Annotated in this window: 21 protein-coding genes; 17 read left to right on the top strand and 4 right to left on the bottom strand. The window is 54.9% G+C overall.

All coding sequences use genetic code 11. From position 1 onward, the window contains the following. The 11 genes from ACWVCN_RS09835 to ACWVCN_RS09785 all read left to right on the top strand — a co-directional run. A partial coding sequence (locus tag ACWVCN_RS09835) for a phosphoribosylformylglycinamidine synthase subunit PurQ (protein WP_455245453.1) occupies positions 1–202 on the top strand: 202 nt, incomplete at its 5' end. Positions 203–204: 2 nt separating this feature from the next. Continuing rightward, on the top strand, positions 205–2,460 hold the full coding sequence (gene purL, locus ACWVCN_RS09830) for a phosphoribosylformylglycinamidine synthase subunit PurL (protein ID WP_455245452.1): 2,256 nt from the start codon (positions 205–207) through the stop codon (positions 2,458–2,460). Between the two features lie 32 nt (positions 2,461–2,492). Next, a complete protein-coding gene (gene purF, locus ACWVCN_RS09825) occupies positions 2,493–3,968 on the top strand; it encodes an amidophosphoribosyltransferase (protein WP_455245451.1) in 1,476 nt (491 codons plus the stop codon). Between the two features lie 306 nt (positions 3,969–4,274). Continuing rightward, positions 4,275–4,808, top strand: coding sequence for a peroxiredoxin family protein (locus ACWVCN_RS09820; RefSeq protein ID WP_455245449.1), 534 nt, complete (start codon positions 4,275–4,277; stop codon positions 4,806–4,808). Between the two features lie 133 nt (positions 4,809–4,941). Next, the gene (locus ACWVCN_RS09815) at positions 4,942–5,181 is read left to right on the top strand and encodes a hypothetical protein (protein ID WP_455245448.1); all 240 of its coding nucleotides are present in this window, start codon (positions 4,942–4,944) and stop codon (positions 5,179–5,181) included. 65 nt (positions 5,182–5,246) lie between these two features. After that, positions 5,247–5,840, top strand: coding sequence for a hypothetical protein (locus tag ACWVCN_RS09810; RefSeq protein ID WP_455245447.1), 594 nt, complete (start codon positions 5,247–5,249; stop codon positions 5,838–5,840). Positions 5,841–5,849: 9 nt separating this feature from the next. Next, positions 5,850–6,668 carry a tetratricopeptide repeat protein gene (locus ACWVCN_RS09805; protein ID WP_455245445.1) on the top strand — a complete coding sequence of 273 codons (819 nt, stop codon included), beginning with the start codon at positions 5,850–5,852 and terminating at the stop codon, positions 6,666–6,668. Position 6,669: 1 nt separating this feature from the next. Further along, positions 6,670–7,107, top strand: coding sequence for a hypothetical protein (locus tag ACWVCN_RS09800; RefSeq protein WP_455245444.1), 438 nt, complete (start codon positions 6,670–6,672; stop codon positions 7,105–7,107). After that, on the top strand, positions 7,104–8,144 hold the full coding sequence (locus ACWVCN_RS09795; protein ID WP_455245442.1) for a methyltransferase: 1,041 nt from the start codon (positions 7,104–7,106) through the stop codon (positions 8,142–8,144). Before ACWVCN_RS09800 ends, ACWVCN_RS09795 begins: the two co-directional genes overlap by 4 nt. A gap of 384 nt (positions 8,145–8,528) precedes the next feature. Further along, a complete protein-coding gene (locus tag ACWVCN_RS09790; RefSeq protein WP_455245441.1) occupies positions 8,529–8,927 on the top strand; it encodes a thiol-disulfide oxidoreductase DCC family protein in 399 nt (132 codons plus the stop codon). A gap of 206 nt (positions 8,928–9,133) precedes the next feature. After that, a complete protein-coding gene (locus ACWVCN_RS09785; RefSeq protein ID WP_455245439.1) occupies positions 9,134–9,922 on the top strand; it encodes a hypothetical protein in 789 nt (262 codons plus the stop codon). A 24-nt stretch (positions 9,923–9,946) separates the two neighbouring features. On the opposite strand, the gene ACWVCN_RS09780 is transcribed toward ACWVCN_RS09785, so the two are convergent. Continuing rightward, positions 9,947–11,371 (bottom strand): peptidase MA family metallohydrolase, encoded by a 1,425-nt coding sequence (locus tag ACWVCN_RS09780; protein ID WP_455245438.1) that lies wholly within the window; start codon positions 11,369–11,371, stop codon positions 9,947–9,949. A gap of 130 nt (positions 11,372–11,501) precedes the next feature. On the opposite strand from ACWVCN_RS09780, the gene recG reads away from it, so the two are divergent. The 3 genes from recG to ACWVCN_RS09765 all read left to right on the top strand — a co-directional run bounded on the left by recG (position 11,502) and on the right by ACWVCN_RS09765 (position 15,498). Next, positions 11,502–14,066: an ATP-dependent DNA helicase RecG gene (gene recG / locus ACWVCN_RS09775; RefSeq protein ID WP_455245436.1), complete on the top strand. Its 2,565-nt coding sequence runs from the start codon at positions 11,502–11,504 to the stop codon at positions 14,064–14,066. A 164-nt stretch (positions 14,067–14,230) separates the two neighbouring features. Continuing rightward, positions 14,231–14,554: a hypothetical protein gene (locus ACWVCN_RS09770; protein WP_455245435.1), complete on the top strand. Its 324-nt coding sequence runs from the start codon at positions 14,231–14,233 to the stop codon at positions 14,552–14,554. Further along, positions 14,551–15,498 (top strand): Ppx/GppA phosphatase family protein, encoded by a 948-nt coding sequence (locus ACWVCN_RS09765; protein WP_455245433.1) that lies wholly within the window; start codon positions 14,551–14,553, stop codon positions 15,496–15,498. The genes ACWVCN_RS09770 and ACWVCN_RS09765 overlap by 4 nt, the downstream gene beginning before the upstream one ends. 148 nt (positions 15,499–15,646) lie before the next feature. On the opposite strand, the gene ACWVCN_RS09760 is transcribed toward ACWVCN_RS09765, so the two are convergent. Both ACWVCN_RS09760 and ACWVCN_RS09755 read right to left on the bottom strand, forming a co-directional pair. Continuing rightward, entirely contained in the window at positions 15,647–17,137 is a 1,491-nt protein-coding gene (locus ACWVCN_RS09760) for a class I SAM-dependent methyltransferase (protein ID WP_455245431.1), read from the bottom strand. A gap of 76 nt (positions 17,138–17,213) precedes the next feature. Further along, positions 17,214–17,606: a cupredoxin domain-containing protein gene (locus tag ACWVCN_RS09755; protein ID WP_455245429.1), complete on the bottom strand. Its 393-nt coding sequence runs from the start codon at positions 17,604–17,606 to the stop codon at positions 17,214–17,216. A 407-nt stretch (positions 17,607–18,013) separates the two neighbouring features. Here ACWVCN_RS09755 and ACWVCN_RS09750 point away from each other — a divergent pair, with 407 nt between their 5' ends. Next, positions 18,014–18,466 (top strand): hypothetical protein, encoded by a 453-nt coding sequence (locus tag ACWVCN_RS09750; RefSeq protein WP_455245428.1) that lies wholly within the window; start codon positions 18,014–18,016, stop codon positions 18,464–18,466. 136 nt (positions 18,467–18,602) lie between these two features. Beyond that, positions 18,603–19,064: a hypothetical protein gene (locus tag ACWVCN_RS09745; RefSeq protein WP_455245427.1), complete on the top strand. Its 462-nt coding sequence runs from the start codon at positions 18,603–18,605 to the stop codon at positions 19,062–19,064. On the opposite strand, the gene ACWVCN_RS09740 is transcribed toward ACWVCN_RS09745, so the two are convergent. Further along, positions 19,061–19,702: a S16 family serine protease gene (locus ACWVCN_RS09740; RefSeq protein ID WP_455245425.1), complete on the bottom strand. Its 642-nt coding sequence runs from the start codon at positions 19,700–19,702 to the stop codon at positions 19,061–19,063. The two genes, ACWVCN_RS09745 and ACWVCN_RS09740, sit on opposite strands and share 4 nt — an antisense overlap. A 148-nt stretch (positions 19,703–19,850) precedes the next feature. Here ACWVCN_RS09740 and ACWVCN_RS09735 point away from each other — a divergent pair. Beyond that, a partial coding sequence (locus ACWVCN_RS09735) for a hypothetical protein (protein WP_455245424.1) occupies positions 19,851–20,305 on the top strand: 455 nt, incomplete at its 3' end.

Genomic DNA, 20,305 nt, shown 5'->3' with positions numbered 1-20,305 from the left:
CAAAGTCACGCCGGAAGCGAACCCGAACGGCTCGCTCGACAACATTGCTGGAATCAGGAATGACAGGGGCAATGTCTTGGGCATGATGCCGCATCCGGAGCGTTGCGCGGAGGAGATGCTGGGGAATGAAGACGGAAGGATTATTTTCCAGTCGATGATTAAGTCGCTGAAAAACATGAAGCCTGAATTGAGTACTATTTGATCATGGAACAAACTAGCTCCAACGTGATCACCAAAGAGCTTATTGCGCAGCACAATCTGACAGATGACGAGTACAAGACAATCGTCGAGATTCTTGGACGTGAGCCGAATCTGACGGAACTTGGCATGTTTTCTGTCATGTGGTCGGAGCATTGCTCCTACAAGAGTTCGCGGGTGCATCTCCGAAAGTTGCCGACGACGGGGCCGCGGGTGGTTCAGGGGCCTGGCGAGAATGCAGGAGCAGTCGATATCGGCGATGGGCTCTGCGTCGTCTTTAAAATGGAGTCGCACAACCATCCTTCCTTCATCGAGCCGTATCAGGGGGCGGCGACGGGAGTCGGGGGCATCATGCGCGACGTTTTTACGATGGGTGCCCGGCCTGTGGCTTTGATGAATTCGCTTCGATTCGGACACCTCGATGTGTCGAGGAACCGCCATCTGATAAAGGGGGTCGTCGCGGGGATTGCCGGATACGGCAATTGTATGGGTGTTCCGACGATCGGTGGCGAAATACGGTTCGATGATATTTATTCACTCAATCCGTTGGTCAATGCGTTCTGTTTGGGCCTGGCCCATAAAGATAAGATCTTTCGTGGCACGGCCACCGGTGTCGGCAATCCGGTTATCTATTTCGGCTCGAAGACAGGCCGGGACGGCATCCACGGGGCGACGATGGCCTCCGATTCATTCGACGATGAATCGGAACAAAAACGACCCACCGTTCAAGTCGGTGATCCGTTCCAGGAAAAACTGTTGCTGGAGGCCTGTCTCGAACTCATGGCAAGCGATCTCTTAGTCGGTATTCAGGACATGGGAGCAGCCGGCTTGACGAGTTCCTCCTGCGAAATGGCGTCGCGCGCCGGTAACGGAATTGAATTGGATTTGACGAACGTCCCGCGCCGCGAGCCGGGCATGACGCCCTATGAGTTGATGTTGTCGGAATCGCAGGAGCGCATGTTGATGGTGGCAATGGCCGGAAAGGAAGAGGATTGCATCAAGATCTGCCGAAAGTGGGATCTCGATGTGGCGGTGGTCGGCAAGGTCACCGGTGACGGGATGTTACGTGTCATCGATCAAGGCCGGGTTGTGGCCGAGATTCCGGCGAAGGCCTTGGCTGACGAGGGGCCCCGGTACGAAAGGCCGTATTCACCTCCGGCCTATCAGGACATGCTCACGAACCTGAACTACGATGCGATTCCCGATGTGAAGGATGCGAATGCGGCGCTGCTCTCGCTGTTGGAGTCACCGACGATCGCGAGCAAACGCTGGGTCTATGAGCAATATGATCATATGGTGCGGACAAATACGATGGTCCGGCCGGGGTCCGATGCCGCGGTGATTCGTATCAAGGGTACGGATAAGGCTGTGGCGATGGCGATCGATTGCAACGGCCGCTATTGCCTGCTTCATCCTTATGAAGGTGCAAGGCTGGCGGTGGTGGAGGCGGCGCGAAATCTTGTTTGTTCCGGTGCGCTGCCGATTGGACTGACGGATTGTTTGAACTTCGGCAATCCGGAGCGGCCGGACATCATGTGGCAGTTCGTGCTGGCGATCGAGGGGTTGAGAGATGCGTGCGAACATTTCCAAATTCCCATCGTGAGCGGAAATGTCAGCTTTTATAACGAAACGAACGGCCTGTCCATCTATCCGACGCCCATGTTGGGGATGGTGGGTTTGATCGAACAGGCTGATAAGACCATGACGCAGTGGTTCAAAGACGAAGGGGACGTGATTCTCCTCCTGGGGAAGACGAGGGATGATTTAGGTGGGAGTGAATACCTGAAAATACTGCATCACCGTGAGCAGGGTTCCCCGCCATACGTGAATCTTGAAACGGAGAAGACTCTTCACGGTTTTGTGCTAAAAGTGATTGGTGAGGGAATTGTCCAATCTGCGCATGATTGTTCAGATGGTGGATTTGCTGTCGCGCTGGCCGAATGTTGTGTTTCTGGGCCGGGCGCGAGGCGGGGAGCTGTGGTAAAATTAACCCTTGATTCCTCACGTCGTGATGCGCTCTTGTTCGGGGAGAGTCAATCTCGCGTCATTCTGTCGGTCAAGCCTGGTTGGGCAGATTCGGTACTCGGCAGGGCCTCGGAGGCCGGCGTTCCCGCCGCAAAGATCGGAGTAGTAGGCGGCGATCGGCTGGTTATTGACGTGGACAAAGGCCAATGGGCCGACGGTTGCCGGGTCGATCTGCCTGTCGATCAGGTTTATGATAGATGGGCCTTCTCTATTGAGCGGACTCTTGATCAGGCGTGAAAACTAAAACGTCAGAAGAGAAGAGCGAGCTTATGAAAATCAGGCCGGCCGGAAAAGAACTGCCCCTCATTGAACCAGTCACATCTCACATATCACGTGCACATCCGGATAAGTTCCAAGAAGAATGTGCCGTGTTCGGCATCTTCGGCCACGAAGAAGCCGCCAATCTGACGTACCTTGGCCTCTACGCGCTTCAGCATCGTGGACAGGAAGCGTCCGGCATCGTCTCGGGGGATGGCGAACAATTTTTCGTGCAGAAGGGGATGGGGCTGGTTGCCGACATCTTCGACAAAGCGGTCCTGGAAAAGCTGCCGGGCCACATGGCGATCGGACATAACCGGTATTCAACGGCGGGCGGGAACGATCTTAAGAATGTCCAGCCGTTGATCGTCAACTTTGCGCTGGGGAACTTGGCCCTGGCACACAACGGAAACCTGATCAATGCGCAGGTGCTTCGCAATGAGTTGGAAGCGTACGGTGCGATCTTCCAATCGACGTCGGATAGTGAAGTCATCATTCACCTTATCGCCCATTCGCGGTCCGACACCCTGCTGTCCCGTGTGATTGATGCGCTCAGCCAGGTTCGAGGTGCATTCTCCGTTGTGTTGATGACGGATGACGGGTTGATCGCCGCGCGTGATCCTTATGGCTTGCGTCCGCTCTGTATCGGGAGATTTCGGAGCAGTTGGATCGTCGCCTCAGAAACCTGTGCATTCGATCTGCTCGATGCAGAGTATGTCCGAGAAGTCGAGCCGGGCGAATTGGTGGTACTCAACGACAACGGCTTGGAGAGCCATCATCCGTTTCAGCAATCCGATCCCGCCATGTGCGTCTTCGAGTACGTGTATTTCGCCAGACCGGACAGCCGGATCTTTGGAGCCAATGCGGTCTATCAGGTTCGCAAAGCCTTGGGGCGTCAGTTAGCGCAAGAGTCGTGGGTTCCTGCCGACATCGTGATCCCTGTTCCCGACTCAGGAGTCCCGGCTGCCTTGGGCTATGCCGAAGGCGGCGGGATTCGATTCGAAACGGGGTTGATCCGGAATCATTACGTCGGGCGGACGTTTATCGAACCGGAGCAATCGATCAGACATTTCGGCGTGAAAGTGAAGCTCAATGCGGTGCCGGAGGTCCTCGAAGGGAAACGCGTCGTGGTTGTCGACGATTCGCTCGTTCGGGGGACGACGAGCCGCAAAATCGTCAAGATGATCCGCAATGCGGGAGCCAAAGAAGTGCATATGAGGATCAGTTCTCCGCCGATCGTCTCACCTTGTTTCTATGGTGTCGATACACCCACGAAGAAAGAATTGATTGCGTCCAGTCATTCCGCCGAAGAAATCCGGAAGTACATCACAGCGGACAGTCTGGCCTACCTGAGCCTCGACGGGATGTTGAAGGCCGCTCCCGGCGCTCCGGATCAGTATTGCAATGCCTGTTTTACAGAACGTTATCCGATTTCCTTTACACGAGCTGAAGAAATTCAACTCGGTCTCTTCGAGCGCTCAAGTTAACCTGTTTCCACTCCCTTGGGTCATCGTCTGCTCGCAAGTAGCCAACTCCGGTACGGTAAAAACTGATTCGACACAGCTTCTCAATCGGTTGCACTTCGGCCAAAGCCCCTCGATTTTCCTGCGATCCTCCAGCTGAAACAGCGGAAAACATAAGTTCCGTGTTCGTCTCGCGGGCGTTGCTCCTGAAAAAATTTGCGTGGTAGGATACCTTTCACAAAGGGAAGATGTTGAGTTGTGACCATTGGCCGATTCCGTTAGTCAATGATCACGAGGCAATAGGCAGAAAATTGAATCAAGGAGGCCGCGATGAAACGGATCGTCCTGATATCGAGTGTCCTGATATTCACGGTCTTTGCTGCCCACCCGTTGTTTGCTGCGGGATTATTCAAGCTCGGTGAAAAGGCCCCGTCGTTTACGTTGAATGCGATTACCGGTGAGTCTGTTTCCCTCGATGCATACAAGGGGAAGGTGGTGGTTCTGGGGCTCTTCCACATTTGCGATCCTTGCATGATGCAGGGGACCAATCTCCAAAAGGTATTCGAAGCAACCCAGGGCAAGAACGTGGCCGTGATCGGCGTCAATTCAGCGGGGAATTCAAAAAGAGAGGTAGGAGAATTTCTCTCGGCGTTTCCCGTAACGGTCACGTATCCCTATCTTCTGGATCCTGGCAAAACGACCGATAAACTTTATGGCGGCGGGAAGTTCATCCCCAACGTCTATGTGATCGATGAAGAAGGAGTGATCCGCTGGCAACGTGTCGGGAACATGGATTTGGCGGGGTCGGATGTGATTGTGGCAGAAGTGGAAAAGTTGTTGGCGGGGGCAAGTAACAAAATGTAGCGGGTCCTGTCGCGAACCACCCTGTCCGGCTTCGCACCCCGCCCGGTGTGGGGCCCCGCTGCAGGCGGACAGGGTGGTTCGCGCCACCCGCAGTAGACTCGCTCCGCCGTGGAGCGCGAGAGGACGGGAGTATATGGATGAGATGGAAGAGGGGAAACAGAAGTTTTTGGAGGTGGTGAAGGGAATCGACGCGGTCGTAGAAGTGGTGATTCCCGTCACGCCGTCGAACAGCATGTTTTTGATTTCCCTCACTAAAGGGTCGAATCGAAAATTCATCACCGTTTCTGAGGACGACATTATCGATTTGCCGAACGAGGCAAGCATTCTCGCCAAAGTCACGAAGACCGTTAGAGAAGCAGTGGCAGCCCTCTAGAAAGAACTGATGCTCAAGGTTGGGATGGTTCTCGACGTCAGACTTAGCATGGAATTGGATGCCTGATGAAAAATCTCCTGCCCGGTGTCTGGCAATGGTCGGTGTTTTCCTCAGAGAAGCAGCTCGATTTCAACGGCCTGTTCTTGCACGTCGGAGAACACAGGATTCTGGTCGATCCTCCGCCCCTGACTGCGGAAGCCTCCACATTCATCCGGCGCCAGGGCCATGTGGATTACATCATCGTGACCAATCGAGACCATGCTCGGGAAGCGGCTGTCTGTCAGTCCGATTTTCGTTGCCAACTGTTTGTGCCGGAGGCCGATGTGGCGCAGATGGAACTGAAGGCGACGAAGACGTTCAAAGACGGAGAACTCCTGCCAGGCGGTATCTGGATCGTCAATCTTAACGGTCAAAAGTCTCCCGGTGAATCGGCTCTGTTTATTCAACAAGGCAAAGGGGTTTTCATCGTGGGGGATGCCTTGATAGGCAAGCCTGCCGGCTCGCTCAGCATGTTGCCCGCGGAGAAATATGCGGATGTGGGGCAGGCGAAGGAAGGCCTCCGGCGGCTGCTCAAGTATAATTTCGACGCCATCCTCGTCGGCGACGGGACGTCAATTCTGGCCGGGGCCAAACAGGTTGTCGAACGGGCATTAGCCTAGCGTTTCACCATGCCACTGAAAAACGGTTTGTCAGAAGAGCTAAATCGGCAAGGCAACGAGCACTTTTCGCGCGGCAATTACACGGACGCCTACACTTGTTATGCGAAAGCGTTGGAGTGCGATCGTATGACAGGTGATCAGCGGGCACTGGCCGCGACGTTGGGAAATCTGGGAAATATTTGTGCGGTTAGCGGACGGCGCGAGGTCGCGGAGGATTACTATCACGAAGTGCTGGAATTGCAGAAGATCCTGGGCGATGAAAAGGGAATCGGGACGACGTTGGCGAATTTGGGGAATTTGCGAGCTGACGCCGGTGAATGGGAACGTGCAAAGGCCTATTACTTGGAAGCGCTCGACTTAATGAGAAAGACTAAGGATGAACCGGCGAAGGCCGTGCTGTTTTCCGATTTGGGGTTGGTTGCCAGAGAAACCGGACAGTTCGAAGAAGCCATCACTTACTATGAGAAGTCCCTGGTTTTGATGCGGCGACAGGGTAACGATGCCGGTGCGGCGGATGCATGGCGCATGATGGGGCGGACCTTCCGGATGCAAGGACGGTTTGAGGACGCGATTGCCTGTTGTCAGACCAGTCAAGCCATTGCAGAGCGGTCTCGTGACGAGTTGAGGGCAGGCGGGGCTCGGTATGTGCTGGCCGATTGCTTTGAAGCGATGGGGCGGCTTGAAGAGGCAGCACACTTGTTGATGTGTGTGGTGGAGATGGATCGGAAGTATCAATTGCCGAAACTTGATGAGAATATGAAAAGGTTGAAGGCATTGCGGGAGAGGATTGCCTCTGCGTCGATCTCTGTCAAGCTTCAGGGGAGCTGAGATGAATGAAATAGCATCCCCGCATTGGGCTGAGGCGAGGAAGACGCTACGCCGGGTGTTCCCCGAACTCTATGAGTTGGAGCCTGGAGGTGCATTGGCTCTCGATCTTGGAAACGATGGTTGGATTCTTGAAATCAAACCCGAGGGCAAGCTGCTGTGCCAATACGGGGTGGATATGGAGGATGTGATGAGCCTAATGTCCGACGGGACACCGGAAGACCTCGGTACAGACGAGGTGGCCAAGCAGGCGAAGTACTTTATCCAGCCGGCGGTGTCGAAATTCCGGGCGCTGTTGCTTCAATCCGGCTTTTCCGAAGAGAGCGAAATGAACGAAGAGTATGTGGCGGCGACATTTGAGAGATCGGTTGATTTCACAAATCTTCCGAAGGTCATGGACTTAATGCGTTGGTGCTGCAGTCAGATAGGCGGGAAAGTATGAAGAAGGGTATCTCGACTTTCGATGAGTTTCGCGAGGCGCTGTCGGCGTATCGTTTGCCGCGTGTGATCCTTGCCGCATTGGAGTTGAAGCTCTTTACTGTCATTGGGAAACGGACATGGTACTTGCCCGATCTGGCTCGCGAGTTGAAAGTCAGCGAGCGAGGACTCTCTATCCTCTGCCGCAACCTGGCAATGGCAGGGTTGCTCCGGAAGAAAGGGGAGCAGTATCGCAATAGCCGACTGGCTTCAACGGCTTTAAATGCTGAGGATCCTGGCTATCGCGGGTTCTACTTGGATTTGATTACGAGCCATTGGAACGATTGGGCGAGACTGTCGGAATCAATTCGTACCGGCGAACCTCTCGACAAAGATGAGCCGGAAGAGCCGGACTATCGTCGCCGTTTCACGTGGGCGATGCATCATCGCACCGTAGAGACTGCACCGAAAATCGCGGCGCAATTCTCTATGAAAGGTGCCAAGACGTTTCTGGACCTCGGCGGAGGCCCGGGGACCTACGCCATGGCTTTCTTGGCGAGGAATCCCAAGCTGCAAGCGACGGTCTGTGATCGTCCGGATGCATTGGAAGTTGCCAGGGAGATTGCGGCGACACAGAGAGTCGGCACGAGGCTCTCCTATCTGCCGTTGGACTTTTTGAAGGATGATATTCCGGGACTGTTCGATGTCATTTGGTATTCGAATGTGCTGCACATCTACTCGCCGGAACAAAATCTCGCGATTTTTCGGCGTGCGAAGGCAGCCCTCGCTCCCGGAGGACGATTTATCATCCAAGATGCGTTTCTTCATGATCGTGAGGGGCTTTTCCCCGAAGAGGCGAGTTTGTTCGCCGTGTCGATGCTTCTGTTCACAGAGACGGGCAATACCTACTCCATAGCCGAGACGACGGCTTGGCTGAAACGATCGGGGTTCGGAACGATCACATTGCGGAGGGTGAAGAAGGGGACCGAGGATTGGGAGGGCGGGATTCTTGAAGGGGTGAACCCTGCAGGCAAGACCAAAAAACCCGCCCGCCAAAAATAATGGCCAGTAAGTTGAACACCGCACTGACTCCGCTGAAACCTAAAAGCACTCCCGTTCCGCTTTCCCCTCCGAGCACACTGGTTATGGTTGACAAGTCCAACGCCAATCCGATTGTTCCGTAGGCCACACAGGCCATGGCGGCCCACGTCCAGCCACGCCAAACTGCGCCGCTTAGGGCCAGAGGCAGGAGCACGAGAAAGGTCCCCCACATATACATTCCAGCCCTGGCTGGAACAGTCGGGAAGGTCAGGTGTATCGTGCCGAAGCCGATAGCACTCAATGCGCAGAGTATAAAAATGAGGGCCGCCCTGCTTCGCATTGGCGGGATCATACATCTGGCCGGACAGGCTGACAACGGGGCATATTCTGAATCTATGTGACGTTATGCGCCATTCAATTTTAGATCCCTCGCAAGAGTGTCTGTTGATCTACGATGGTCAATGTCGGCTTTGTGTGGCAGTCAAGGACCGATTCGAGCATCAGAAACCGAACAAAACCGGAACCTCCCTGCGCATGATCACGTATCAAAGCGACGAGGCAAAGCGAGTATTAGGACCATCCTATCGTCCTGGTCGACCGGAGGTTGCGTACCTCATCGGTCCCGGAGGGCAGATACGTGAAGGATTGGATGCCTTTTTGCCTCTGCTGTCGGGCTTGAAGGGCGGGACGTACTTGCAAAGGCTTATTTGGTTTCCGATCGTCAGCCCTCTGGCCCGAGCCGCGTATAATATTCTCGCCCGTTATCGTTACCGTCTCTTCGGCGCCGTCTCATCACAAAAGTAATCCGAGTAAGAAAAGCCCTTCGGCTGCTGATTTTCCAAGCCGATTCAGTTTCCACCGTACAATTCTGCTCTTGATGCGTCCCCCTCCTTTGAGGATTTCCCCCCACACTGGGGAATTTTCAGATTTAGTCGAGGTTGCGATATTGAGCCATGACGAAGGGGGCATTCATGGCACTGAAGGGGTGGTTGAATGAGTTAAGAGTGAACATGAGACGATCATGTGTCATTGCCTCTTGTGCGGGACTCTCGATTCTTGGACCCATGGCAGCGACTGCTTGGGCAGGCGATTCTTCGTGGGGGGATTCGTTCTACACTCAAAAGACGGTGGCCGCAGGTTTCGGATATCAGGATGCAGAGGCTTCAACGATCACGGTTAAGACCTACGATGCCGTCAGCGGGGATGTGCTGACGGACGACACGTACGAACTCGACATTAAAGACGGTGATTCTCTATCCGGCAAACCGCGAGCGAGAGTCTTTGCAGGGGGAGTCGGTATCGGCGCGGATGGTCTCTCTGAATTCATCTTGCGCGTTTACGATGCAGACAACGGCCGTTTTCTGTGGGAAGGTAGGCTTAACTTGATTGGCGGCGGCAATCCGGAAGTGGACACCTACCCGATCGTGGCTCACGTTCGACCTCGACTCATGGTCAGTAAAGTGGCTTCACGGATATATGCCGGCGGACAGCCGTACTTCGTGTTACGGGCCATGAATCCGGAGACGGGTCAAGTAATGTGGAGCGACGAATTTTCCGCTGATCCGACGAACGCCAGGAGTGAGACAGTCGGCAGAAGTATTATCGGGATGCAATCTACCGAACCACGCGATATTGATTTCAGGATCAAGATGCTGGATGCCGCCGGGCGGCAATTGCTGTGGGAAGATCGTGTGATGGCCGGTTTTGACGATGAAGCTTCGGCGTCGGAGCGATCGGATGCCGACGGTGCGTTGCCGCCGAGTGTTGCGAATCGGACCCAAGAGCGAAGCGATATCTGATCAATTGACGCCCGAGGTCTCTTTTTAGCCCTTCCTCGATTCCTCCTGTGCCTGTTCCAACCAACGCGTCTGGAATTGATCGTATGACATCGAGAATTGGGACAGGATCGCCTCAGGGAGAGGTTGTTTCTTTTTGAGACGGATTAGCAATTGTTGCACTTCATGCAAGCCGTAACGAGCGATTATGTAACCGACCGCCGAGTCGGACTCAAGATAGGCGATGTTTGCTGCGTCACTCGAAAGCCCGCCCCACGGCCCCTCTAACGCTCTCAACGGGATGGATGGAACCTGATGCAAAGCGAGCCGTTCGAGATCAGACCACGTATCGCCGGAAAGTCGCATCGCCAAACCTTCATTAAGCCACGTTGGCAGTGCAACCCCGTCGATGCCTTGGAGGTCGTGGAGAAGCGCGTGAACGAATTCGTGCCTGAGCACCCGCTTTAGCCATCCGCGGTCCGTGAGGGCGCCTTGCGTCGGGACCTGGATGCGTCCCAGTACCGCGTCGAAGAGCCCGTCGGCCCAGGCGGGAGTTTCTGTCATTCCGTGAAACGTGCCATGGGAATGGAGAACAACGACGATCGGTTTGGATGGGAAATGGCCGAACTTCTGGCCGATCTCTCGATAAGCCTCCTCTAAGATATCCAGTACCACGGTCCACGTGTCGTGATCGGACTCGCCGTCGTATTTGACGGTAAAGTGTGTGCTGTTTTGACTGCGCAGTTGTCCTTCGGTCTGTTCTGTTCGCCGGACCTTTGCCGTAACCGTGCGGAGATAGGCTTGGGCTCCCGGGTCGTTGGGGGACCGTTCAATGGCATGATCGAGATGGATCGCGGCCTCACTCAATCTGTCCTGCTCCTGGAGAAGATCAGCCAGCGCCATATGGGGGAATGGCTCTTCAGGAACGAGAGAGATCAGACGTTCAAGAAATCCCGTTGTCATAGCTGGATCGCGCTGCTCCCAATAGGCGTGCGCGAGATTCATCATAATGACGGAATTCTTATCGTCCAGCGAGGCGGCCTTCTTGAAGGAAGTGATAGCGACCTTCGTTCCCTCACGCTTTTCCTGTTCGATGCCGAGATTATTCCACAGAACGGCCAAGTAGGGGCGAACGGCGGCGGCGGATTGCAGGTCCGATGGAAGATCGACGAGACGGCTTGCAGCTTCTTTAAGATGGCCTTTTTCCATTTCGTCTCGAATGGCGACCAGTGTGTCCTGGTATCGGCTCTTCGGGACGGCGGTACTGTCAATCAGACGCGATTGTTGCAGGTGAGGCGATCGTGTTCCTTCCCGAATCGGCTGGGGAACGACCGGTTTCGAAAAAGTTGATTCGTGGGCCTCAGGCGGTTGAGGAGGCGAGTAGGGAGACTTGAACCAAGCCCCGTAGACAACGAGTAATCCCAGGATCCCAGCGGCGGCGTACAGGATGTGTGAGATGTTTCGACGGTACATGACGGGAGCCCTCTCCTTGACGGCGATTCAGTCTAGCACTCCTACGTAGGGGCACAAAGAGTTCTCGGGAAATGTTCCAGATGAAGCGGGCCGCTAGCGATGAGGCGCTCGTTGTGGCAGAGGCGTTCCTGTGGTACCATCCGCCCCTGACATGTGGCGCTCTTCCGAGCCCGAACCCCTCGTACATTTCCGGCAATGGTTGGACCGTCTCGCACGTCCGATTGAATTTGCCAGCCGGGATGCGTTTGCCCATCTCCCGACCGTCAAGAATCTCGGTCCCTTCGTCTCCTCTCAGGTGATGCAAGCGCTGTCACATCGGGTGTATCCCAAAGCGGTTGAGGCCGCCTTGCTCAAGCTTCGAGCACTCTTTGTCGAAGATCAGCAGCAATCTTCAATCTCGGAACAGCAACGCAGGTTGCGTGAGGCAGCGGCTATTCTTGGAACACTCCGTGAAGCGGCGAATGACGAGGTTCGCGGTTGGGCGCAATCGGAACCCCTGGAGGCGGGAGCATCTCCGCCGAGTGCAACAGCGGCTCGTGAGTTGTGGGAACTCCCGATCCGTTTCGCCAAGGGAGTGGGACCGAAGCGCAGTATAATGTTGCAGCGATTAGGCATCGAAACGATGGAGGACGCCCTCTGGACCGTCCCATGGCGGTATGAAGACCGTTCAGTCATGACACCGATGGGCGAGCTTGTTCCAGGCATGGTGGCTTCGGTGTGTGGAATGGTCGTCAAGAATCAAGCCAAGAAAACAAGGAACCGTCGTTTAAGCGTGCTAGAAATCGGTTTGGAAGATCAGACGGGTCGGATGCAAGCGGTGTTCTTCAATCAACCCTACTTGGAGGCTGTGCTGGCTGTCGGAAATTCGGTGATGATGAGCGGGCGGGTGATCGCCGGCAGACAGGGCTGGATGGTGCCACGGATGGATGTGGCCCAGTATGAGGTGGTAGGTGAGGGGACCGAATTCACCCTGCATGTCGGCCGGATCGTTCCGATTTATCACGAAACGAGAGGGTGGAGTTCCCGCCAGATGCGGGTATTGACGAAGACATTGTTGGAAGACCATGTGGCTGACCTCCGTGATCTACTGCCGGTGCCGATGCGGGCTCGCCAGCGGCTGCTCCCTATACGGGAAGCACTGCAAGATGTTCATTTCCCGAAACCAGGATCGGATCTTCGTCTGTTTGAGCAGGGCAAAACGCCTGCCCATCGGCGTTTGGCATTTGAAGAACTCTTCCTTTTGCAAATTGCCTTAGCCGCCCGCCAGCAGTCCGTGCAACGTGAAAAGAAAACCATCCGGTTCAATCCAAGAACGCCTTTGTTGGAAAAATTGGGGCGGCTGCTGCCATTTGATTTGACGACCGCACAGGACCAGGTCATACGCGAAATCTTCCGCGACATGATTTCGCTGCGTCCGATGAACCGGCTGGTACAGGGTGACGTCGGCTCGGGAAAAACCGTCGTAGCGCTGCATGCCATTGTGATGGCCTGCGGATCCGGTTACCAGGCCGCGCTTATGGCGCCAACGGAAATATTGGCCGAACAGCACTATCGTAATTTGAAAGGGATGCTGGAGGGATTGGGATTAAAGGCGGCTTTGCTTCGTGGTGGAGAAAAGGCAACGGTCAAGAAGGCGCAGGCCGAGGGGTTGGCATCGGGTAAGATTCAGGTGGCTATCGGCACCCATGCGTTGATTCAAAAGGGCATCACGTTCAAGAACTTAGGACTGGCCGTTGTCGATGAGCAGCATAAGTTTGGTGTGTTACAGCGAAAAACGCTGATGGAGAAAGGGTACAGGCCGGACGTGCTCGTCTTGACGGCGACGCCGATTCCGCGGACCCTTGCCATGACCGTTTATGGCGATCTTGACGTCTCGATCATTCATTCGTTGCCTCCGGGAAGAAAGCCGGTTCGGACCTTCCTGTTCGGCGAGACTCAACGGCGGCGGGCATATCAGATCATCAAAGACGAGTTGCGGAGTAATCGGCAGGCCTATGTGGTCTATCCGTTGGTTGAAGAATCGGAGAAAAGCGATTTGCAGGCAGCAATCCAAGGAGCCGAATCTCTGCAGATCGGAGAGTTCAAGGAATTTCGAGTCGGATTGTTGCACGGGCGCATGAAACCGCCGGATAAGGAAGCAGTCATGGCCGACTTCAAAGCCGGCAAGATCGATCTGCTCGTGGCGACGACGGTAATCGAAGTCGGCGTCGATGTTCCGAATGCGACGATTATGATGATCGAGCATGCCGAGCGGTTCGGCTTAGCACAGTTGCATCAATTGCGCGGACGTGTAGGCCGGGCCGGGCATCAATCGTATTGCCTGCTGATGGCTCCGACTTTTGGACGATCGAAGCCCCGGTTGGGCAGACGGTCGGCGGGTAATGGCGAGGATGCGGTTTCGTTAGCAAAGGAACGGCTTGAGGCTTTGGTGCAGTCCAATGACGGCTTTGTGATGGCCGAAGAGGATCTGCGGATCAGGGGGCCAGGAGAGTTTTTTGGTTTTCGTCAATGGGGGATGCCGGAGTTTCGTGTGGCCAACCTCATCAGAGATGGTGAATTATTGCAGCAGGCCAGGCTGGAGGCCTTCTCAATCTTGAAACAAGATCCACTTCTGAGCATGCCCGTGCATCAAGGATTGAAAGGGGCGATGCTGAGGAAGTGGGAGAAGAAGTTGGAACTGGGTTCGGTCAGTTGAAGTTGGGATCGGCCTGGTCGGCCCCTGTACTCGCGGAACGCGGCACGCAGGATTTATCGTAATGTTACATTAAGGACGGTGCTCGTTCGACGCGCGCACGATGGGACCGAGCCAGGCCAATCCTTAGAATTGACAGATCTCCGGAGGGGGAGGGTTAGGGGAAAATGGGGCTGCTGCAGAGGCTTAAGCATGATTTGAAGACTGGGTTGGCAACGCTGAGGCTGGGAACAGCGCAGGCGGCGAATCGAGCTTTGGAAGAGACGGAACTCTTGCGCCTGCGTTTGGAAATTCGGAAGATTGATAAACAGTTGGGCGACCTCTATCGTGACGTGGGAGAGCGGGCAGTGAGTCTGCGAGAAGCCGGCGAGCCGATCGAGCGGGTATTGTATGACACGGAGATCAACCGGCTGGTAAATGACATCCATCAACTGAAGGATGCAAGCAAGAAAGTCGAAGGGGAAATGGGCGAGATTCGAAACGCAGAATGAGTACGAAGCGTCTCGCTGGCGTCGATATCGGCACCCTTACGTGCCGCCTTCTCATCGCTGAAGGTTCCGCTAATCATCCGCTCAAAGAACTCCATTCTGAGCGTTGTATCCTACGTTTGGGTGAAGGTGTCGATCAGACAAAGCGGTTGAGCGCGGCCGCAATGGATCGGGTGGTGAAGTGTTTGAAGAATTGGCGAGAGGTCATCGCCAGTTATCGCGTAGACATCTTCACGGCGGTTGCTACGAGTGCGGTGCGGGATGCCGGCAACCGACAAGAATTTCTCGATCGGGTGAAGCGTGAGACGGGGTTTGACGTGGAAATCATCATTGGGGAGGAAGAAGCTAGGCGGACCATGCTGGGCATTCGGTCTGGCTTACCGGCTGGCGTGAGTAATGTCCTTGCACTTGATATCGGAGGGGGGAGCACGGAGTTTATTTTCGATCGACCCCGACAAGCGCCGGTCGTGCGTTCGATCGATATCGGTGTGGTGCGGCTTTGCGAGCGCATCCTTCACGGTGATCCACCTACGGGCGAAGAGGTCAGGCAAGCGCGTGATTGGGTGGCACGAGAAACCAAGGTGGCAGTTTCCGAGATGGGTGAGTGCCATGCCGCAACGTTCGTTGGCACGGCAGGAACCATTACCTCGCTTGCAGCGATGGCGCAAAGGCTTCCTTCCTACGAGCCGGCCAGAATTCACAATTATGTGCTAACAGTTGAGATGATTAGGGAGTTGGAGCAGATGCTGTTGAGCCGCAAGAAAGCCGATCGGGTCGGCCTGCCGGGATTGGAAAAAGGCCGCGAAGAAGTCATCGCCGCCGGTGTAATCATCATCCGGACGATCATGGAGACGCTTGGTCAGGAGAGTGTCTTGGTCAGCGATTTGGGTTTGCGCGAAGGAGTCCTGATCAACCTCGTATCTCTATCCGACCGGGTTCAAGCTTAGGGCGGCTAGCAATCCTTCACCACGCTTGTTATCAAACACCGCTAAACAGAACTTGTTCGACCCGGAGCCTCCTCAATTGTTCATCGTAAGAGGATAGAATCGTTATCCTCCGTGCGGGGAGCGCGAGCAACAAGGGCAGCTGGTCGGCTCACCGCTGGCTGTACCACCGATACCCTTTGTTTTCTGAGAACGTCGGCTTTGGCGCTCCGCCGGGTTTTTCCAGCAACAACACTTTGAAGTCGATCAGGCCGAACCAGGCCGGGTCTGCCACATCGTGATAATGAGTGCCCTGCAGTTTGGGGAGCATGTCACCAAGCGTTTGTCTGAGTTCGTTTTCCGTATAGGCCCGGACGATGAAGGGCTTGTTGATAGCCTGGCAGAAGCGCTGAATCGTATAGGCTGCGCCGGTACAGAGGACTTTGGTGTCGGGCTTGATCGTGAGGAATTGAGGAAGCGAGAGGTATTGTTCCTGAAAGCCGAGCCATCGTACGGCTTGACGCAGATGGCTGTACTGCACCTCGTACTCAGTATGGCCGGGAAGTTTCACCGGCGCCGGCCAGCCCTCTTCGATGCCGAATTCCGTAAGGAACGCATGCCCTCCGGGCTTGAGCACGCGCCAGAGTTCCGCGACGAACCGGAACGGGCCAAGATTGAAAATCACCTCGTCAGGGAGATCGTTACCGATTGAAAGCCGGATTCGTCTGATCCAATCCAGGGCTTCTTGATGTTGGGCAGTTTCGCCGACGCCGGACAGGAGTTCCTGCTTGGCAAGCTTAGTCGGCGTCATGTCGGCCATGTTTTCGTTGTCGATGATGAGATCGACAGAGTTGTCCTTGAACGGCAACCACTCTCCGTTGCCTTGAGTGCCGCTTACGGGCCAGCCACCTGCTTTTGCACGGAAGACTTGCAGCTTCAAGAATGGCTTGGTGATGTCGAGCGAACAGTACTTGATGCTTTGCTTCTCGAAAGGCAGGAGCTCTTTACCAAGTTCGCGGGCCACATAGCCGAGGCCACCGCCGACTTCCACGATGACTTTTGGTTGCGGGTTGAACCACCCCAGGCGGCGGAGCTTCTGCATGAGCAGGCGCCCATAGGTGAGACCGTTCAGCGCCTCATTTGGTTCACGGAAAAGGTGGGACACGGTGGTTTCAATCAAATCGAAATGGCCGTCGTCATCACCGCTGTCCTTCAATTCATGGACGTGAAAGTCTTCAAGGTGTTCTTCCCCTTCGAAGCCCTCCTGTCCCGACCAGCCTTCTCGAATTTGCTGAAGCAATAGGTCCCATTTGGCCTTATGGCGATGACCGCCTGGGGGCTCTGTCCCGTAAAAACAGAGGGAGTAATTTGGAAGAGGCCAGCGTGCAAGATGCCATCGCCCAGGTTGGCCGTCCGGGCCACAGACTTTTTCTCCATATTTTGCCACCAGCGCGCCCACCGTAATGTGACCATTCATGGCCTTCAACATTTCAAGGCCGGTACGATTCAATCGGATGAGGGGAAGATTGTCGTCCAGTGGGGCGAACCACCATTCGTCCGCACTGTGTTGATAGGCGACGAGATCGGGGATGTGCCAGGCAAGGAGACTGAGGGCTTCCCCGGTCAGGCTACGCGGTTCGTGAAGGGCAACGGCCGGTTTCATGCTGCATGATTGTTGAGGTTGAGCGACGGAGAGTACACGACGAGCCGCGAGTCACGCAAGGCCTGTTCGACGGTTTTCAGAGCTGAGACGGGAGGGAGGTGGAAGGGTCGGTGACGATGATGGTGCCGCGCATGATGGGATGAACCCTGCAGATGTAAGGATAATGCCCTGGTTGGAGTCCCGGGAGTGTATACGAATTATTAGGCATCACAATGCCTGAATCGAACGCGCACGCTCCACCCTCGTTCAGGCACCCCATGTGGGTAATGGTATGTTCCGTCGGCGTCGGGTTGTCCCACCGGATTGGCGCTCCAGTGGAGACAGTAACGGACTTGGGGACGAAATAGGGCGATCCGCTGTCTATAATGATTGCAGTATAAGGGGCCGTTGCAGCCGTCGGCCATGCCGTCAACACCGCCCACGTGATCAATCCCATGATGACATGCAATTTAACGATCCTGTTCAGCATCAATTCCCTCTACTACCTCTGAGTCTTCTAATGCAAGAAGGATTCAACGTTCATGTTAAACATCATACCATATAGGATGCCGGAAGATTTGGTTCAGATCTCTTTCGAGCCCGACCCATCTGAAGCGCAAAGTCGGGATACAGTTGTAGCGGATATGCCGCGTAAGGCAAGGCTGTTTATATTGTAATCATCTCATTGTTCCGTTGTAGGAGATCGAGAGTTTTTAAATAACGTGGGGTCCTAGTCACTTGCCCGGGCCCTACGTTCAATTTCCGGCCGCTCCGAGAGTGTATTCGTAGGATTTTTCAGCAACCTCCAGACCCCTGTTGCAAGATCGGATCTGTTCGTGCTAGATGGAGGCCAAGTTCAGGCATCCGCCTGTTTGTGGATGGGAGAGGAGAAGATTGATGGCAAAGTCCAAGAAGCGGCCGGCGAAGAAGAGATCCTCGAAACCGAAGAAAAAAACAACGGCGAAAAAAGCGGTCAAGAGGCCTGCAGCAAAGAAGGCCGTCAAGAAGGCTGCCAAGAAACTCCAACCCAAAACAAAAACTTCACCCAAGAAGAAAAAAGAGGGTGTTTCGGCGACGGTGAAGCAGGCCGAGGACAAGCATTCTATCTCCGATGAAGTCCTAAAGGAGAAGTTGTCCAAGCCCGCGCCGGTCGTTATTCCGAAGGAACCCGACCTCGATGATGAGGAATTAGCCGAGGACGAACTCGGTCTCGACGAAGAAGGCGGGCTGGATGACGAGATCGATGAAGATGTAGAAGAAGATCTTGCTCTCGAAGCCGATGAGGAGGATGTCGATTACCTGGATAAATCTGAAAACTTGCTCGATGATGCCGACGATTATCGCCCCTGAATCTGCCGATCCCAAACCTACATCCCAGCCGCGTTCATCTTCTGATGGTGCCTTTCACGGGAGCTTCGATTTAGCTGGTTGTTGAGTGTTCCGTGCCTTCTTATGAGCCAAGCGTCATACGAGGAGAACAGGGTTCGTGAGTCACTTTCTGTTTATCGCGGCCGCGCTTCGTGAACGGACATCCGAAGAGAGTGCAGGGCTTCAATTGTCCCATCAGGTTTGGGGAATTTGCACATCGCTCATTCGTACCAACTTGCAGACCTATCTCGAGCCCACTTCGCGCGGATTGCTTTATGTCCTGAAAGTCGGGCTCTGTGCGGACTTCCAACTGCTGCCCCCCGTTCAAGAGTATGCTGAACTAGACGATTTTTTGAAAGACGAGTTGCGCGCAGAGGCTCGATTCGGATTTATGCGGATCGGGGATATCCGGCAATGGTCATGGTCTCCTCAGGCCAGCCACGCGTTGTTGATGCATGTGCTGAAGATCGGTGATCAGACGGAATTGACGAGGAGGCTTGCATTGGGGATGCACCGCCTGACGCAAGATGAGTACGATGAGATCATACAGGCCATTGCCGGAAGGGCCGCGAACGGTTAAATCCGGCTGCCGGTCATCAATTCGTACGCTTCGTCTATCGATTCCACTTCCTTTACATTGATGTTGAGCTGAAACCCGAGTTCAATCAGGTTCCACTGGGCCGTGTGAAGCTGGCCTTGGGGTACGAGCACTGTGTGGAAGCCTTCGCGCTTTGCCGCTCGGATCTTGTCGGGGATGCTGCCGACCCAGCCGATGTGTCCACCCGGTTCGATCGTGCCGGTCAAGGCTGTCCCTCGCTGCACACGTTCACCTTTGAACATCGCGATAAAACCGATGGCCATCGCAGCGCCTGCGCTCGGTCCGTCGCTTCCAGTCGGTTGGTAGGTCACGCCCTGAACCGACACGGTTCCGGAATGTTGAACCGAAGGGGTCCGCTCGACCGCGTAAGCGAATGCGTCTGACATAGATCCCAGATGTCCTTTCCCGTATCGAACCCCGCCGAGGATCACCTGGAGTTGAGCTGGATCGGGAGACGATTGCTTGTCCCACCGCATCAACATCACCTCATAGACGCCGAAGTTGTTGTAACCAACTGCGGCAAGTACCGGGAGCTCAATAATGTTATCAGCGGCCGGAGCATGGAAAGGTGTTGCGGTGATGATCAATGTAAGAAGAAAACATAATCGAAGATATGCCATAGGATACGTTCCCCAACAAGCGGATGGCTAAGAAGCGACCGAGTTATTCGTGCTCACGAAGAAAGTCTAACAAAGTTTTCCGCTCAGTAAACCGAACCGAGCGTTTCCCGCCTTGCCTCTGCGAGGCGCATCCCGTATAAGGGCCCTCATGGTGAAGACCAGATTGTATGTGGCATTCTTGGCAATCATCTTGTTTACGATTGCCTGGTTCTGGAATGGGATCGCATATGCGGGTTGCGTCGTCGAAGGTGATGCGAAAAATCTCCAAGGGCCGCTCAAGCTTCGTCTGAGCCCGGATTGCTCCGGGGCCGAGCGTGAGGCTCGTGCACTCGATGCACAGAAGTTGTTGGAGTCGATTCAGAATGGTCGTTCGATCGAGCTTGAGGGGGTCGTCATCAAAGGCGATCTTGATCTTGAGAAACTTCCCGTTAGTTTGAATCCTCCGTCAGTTGAAGGCGTGACAGTTGAACCAGGCCAAGACGTGCGGGTTGTCGCAAGTCCTCTCTCGGTGGTGAACTCAACGGTGCGAGGGAGTGTTAAGCATGGTTCGCAACGGGGGATGCTGATGTTTTTTGGTTCTGTGTCATTCGCCGGCACGACGTT

The organism is Petrachloros mirabilis (assembly GCF_975968855.1).
The sequence above is the reverse complement of the archived record's forward strand: the minus strand, read 5'-3'. Positions and strand labels throughout refer to the sequence as shown.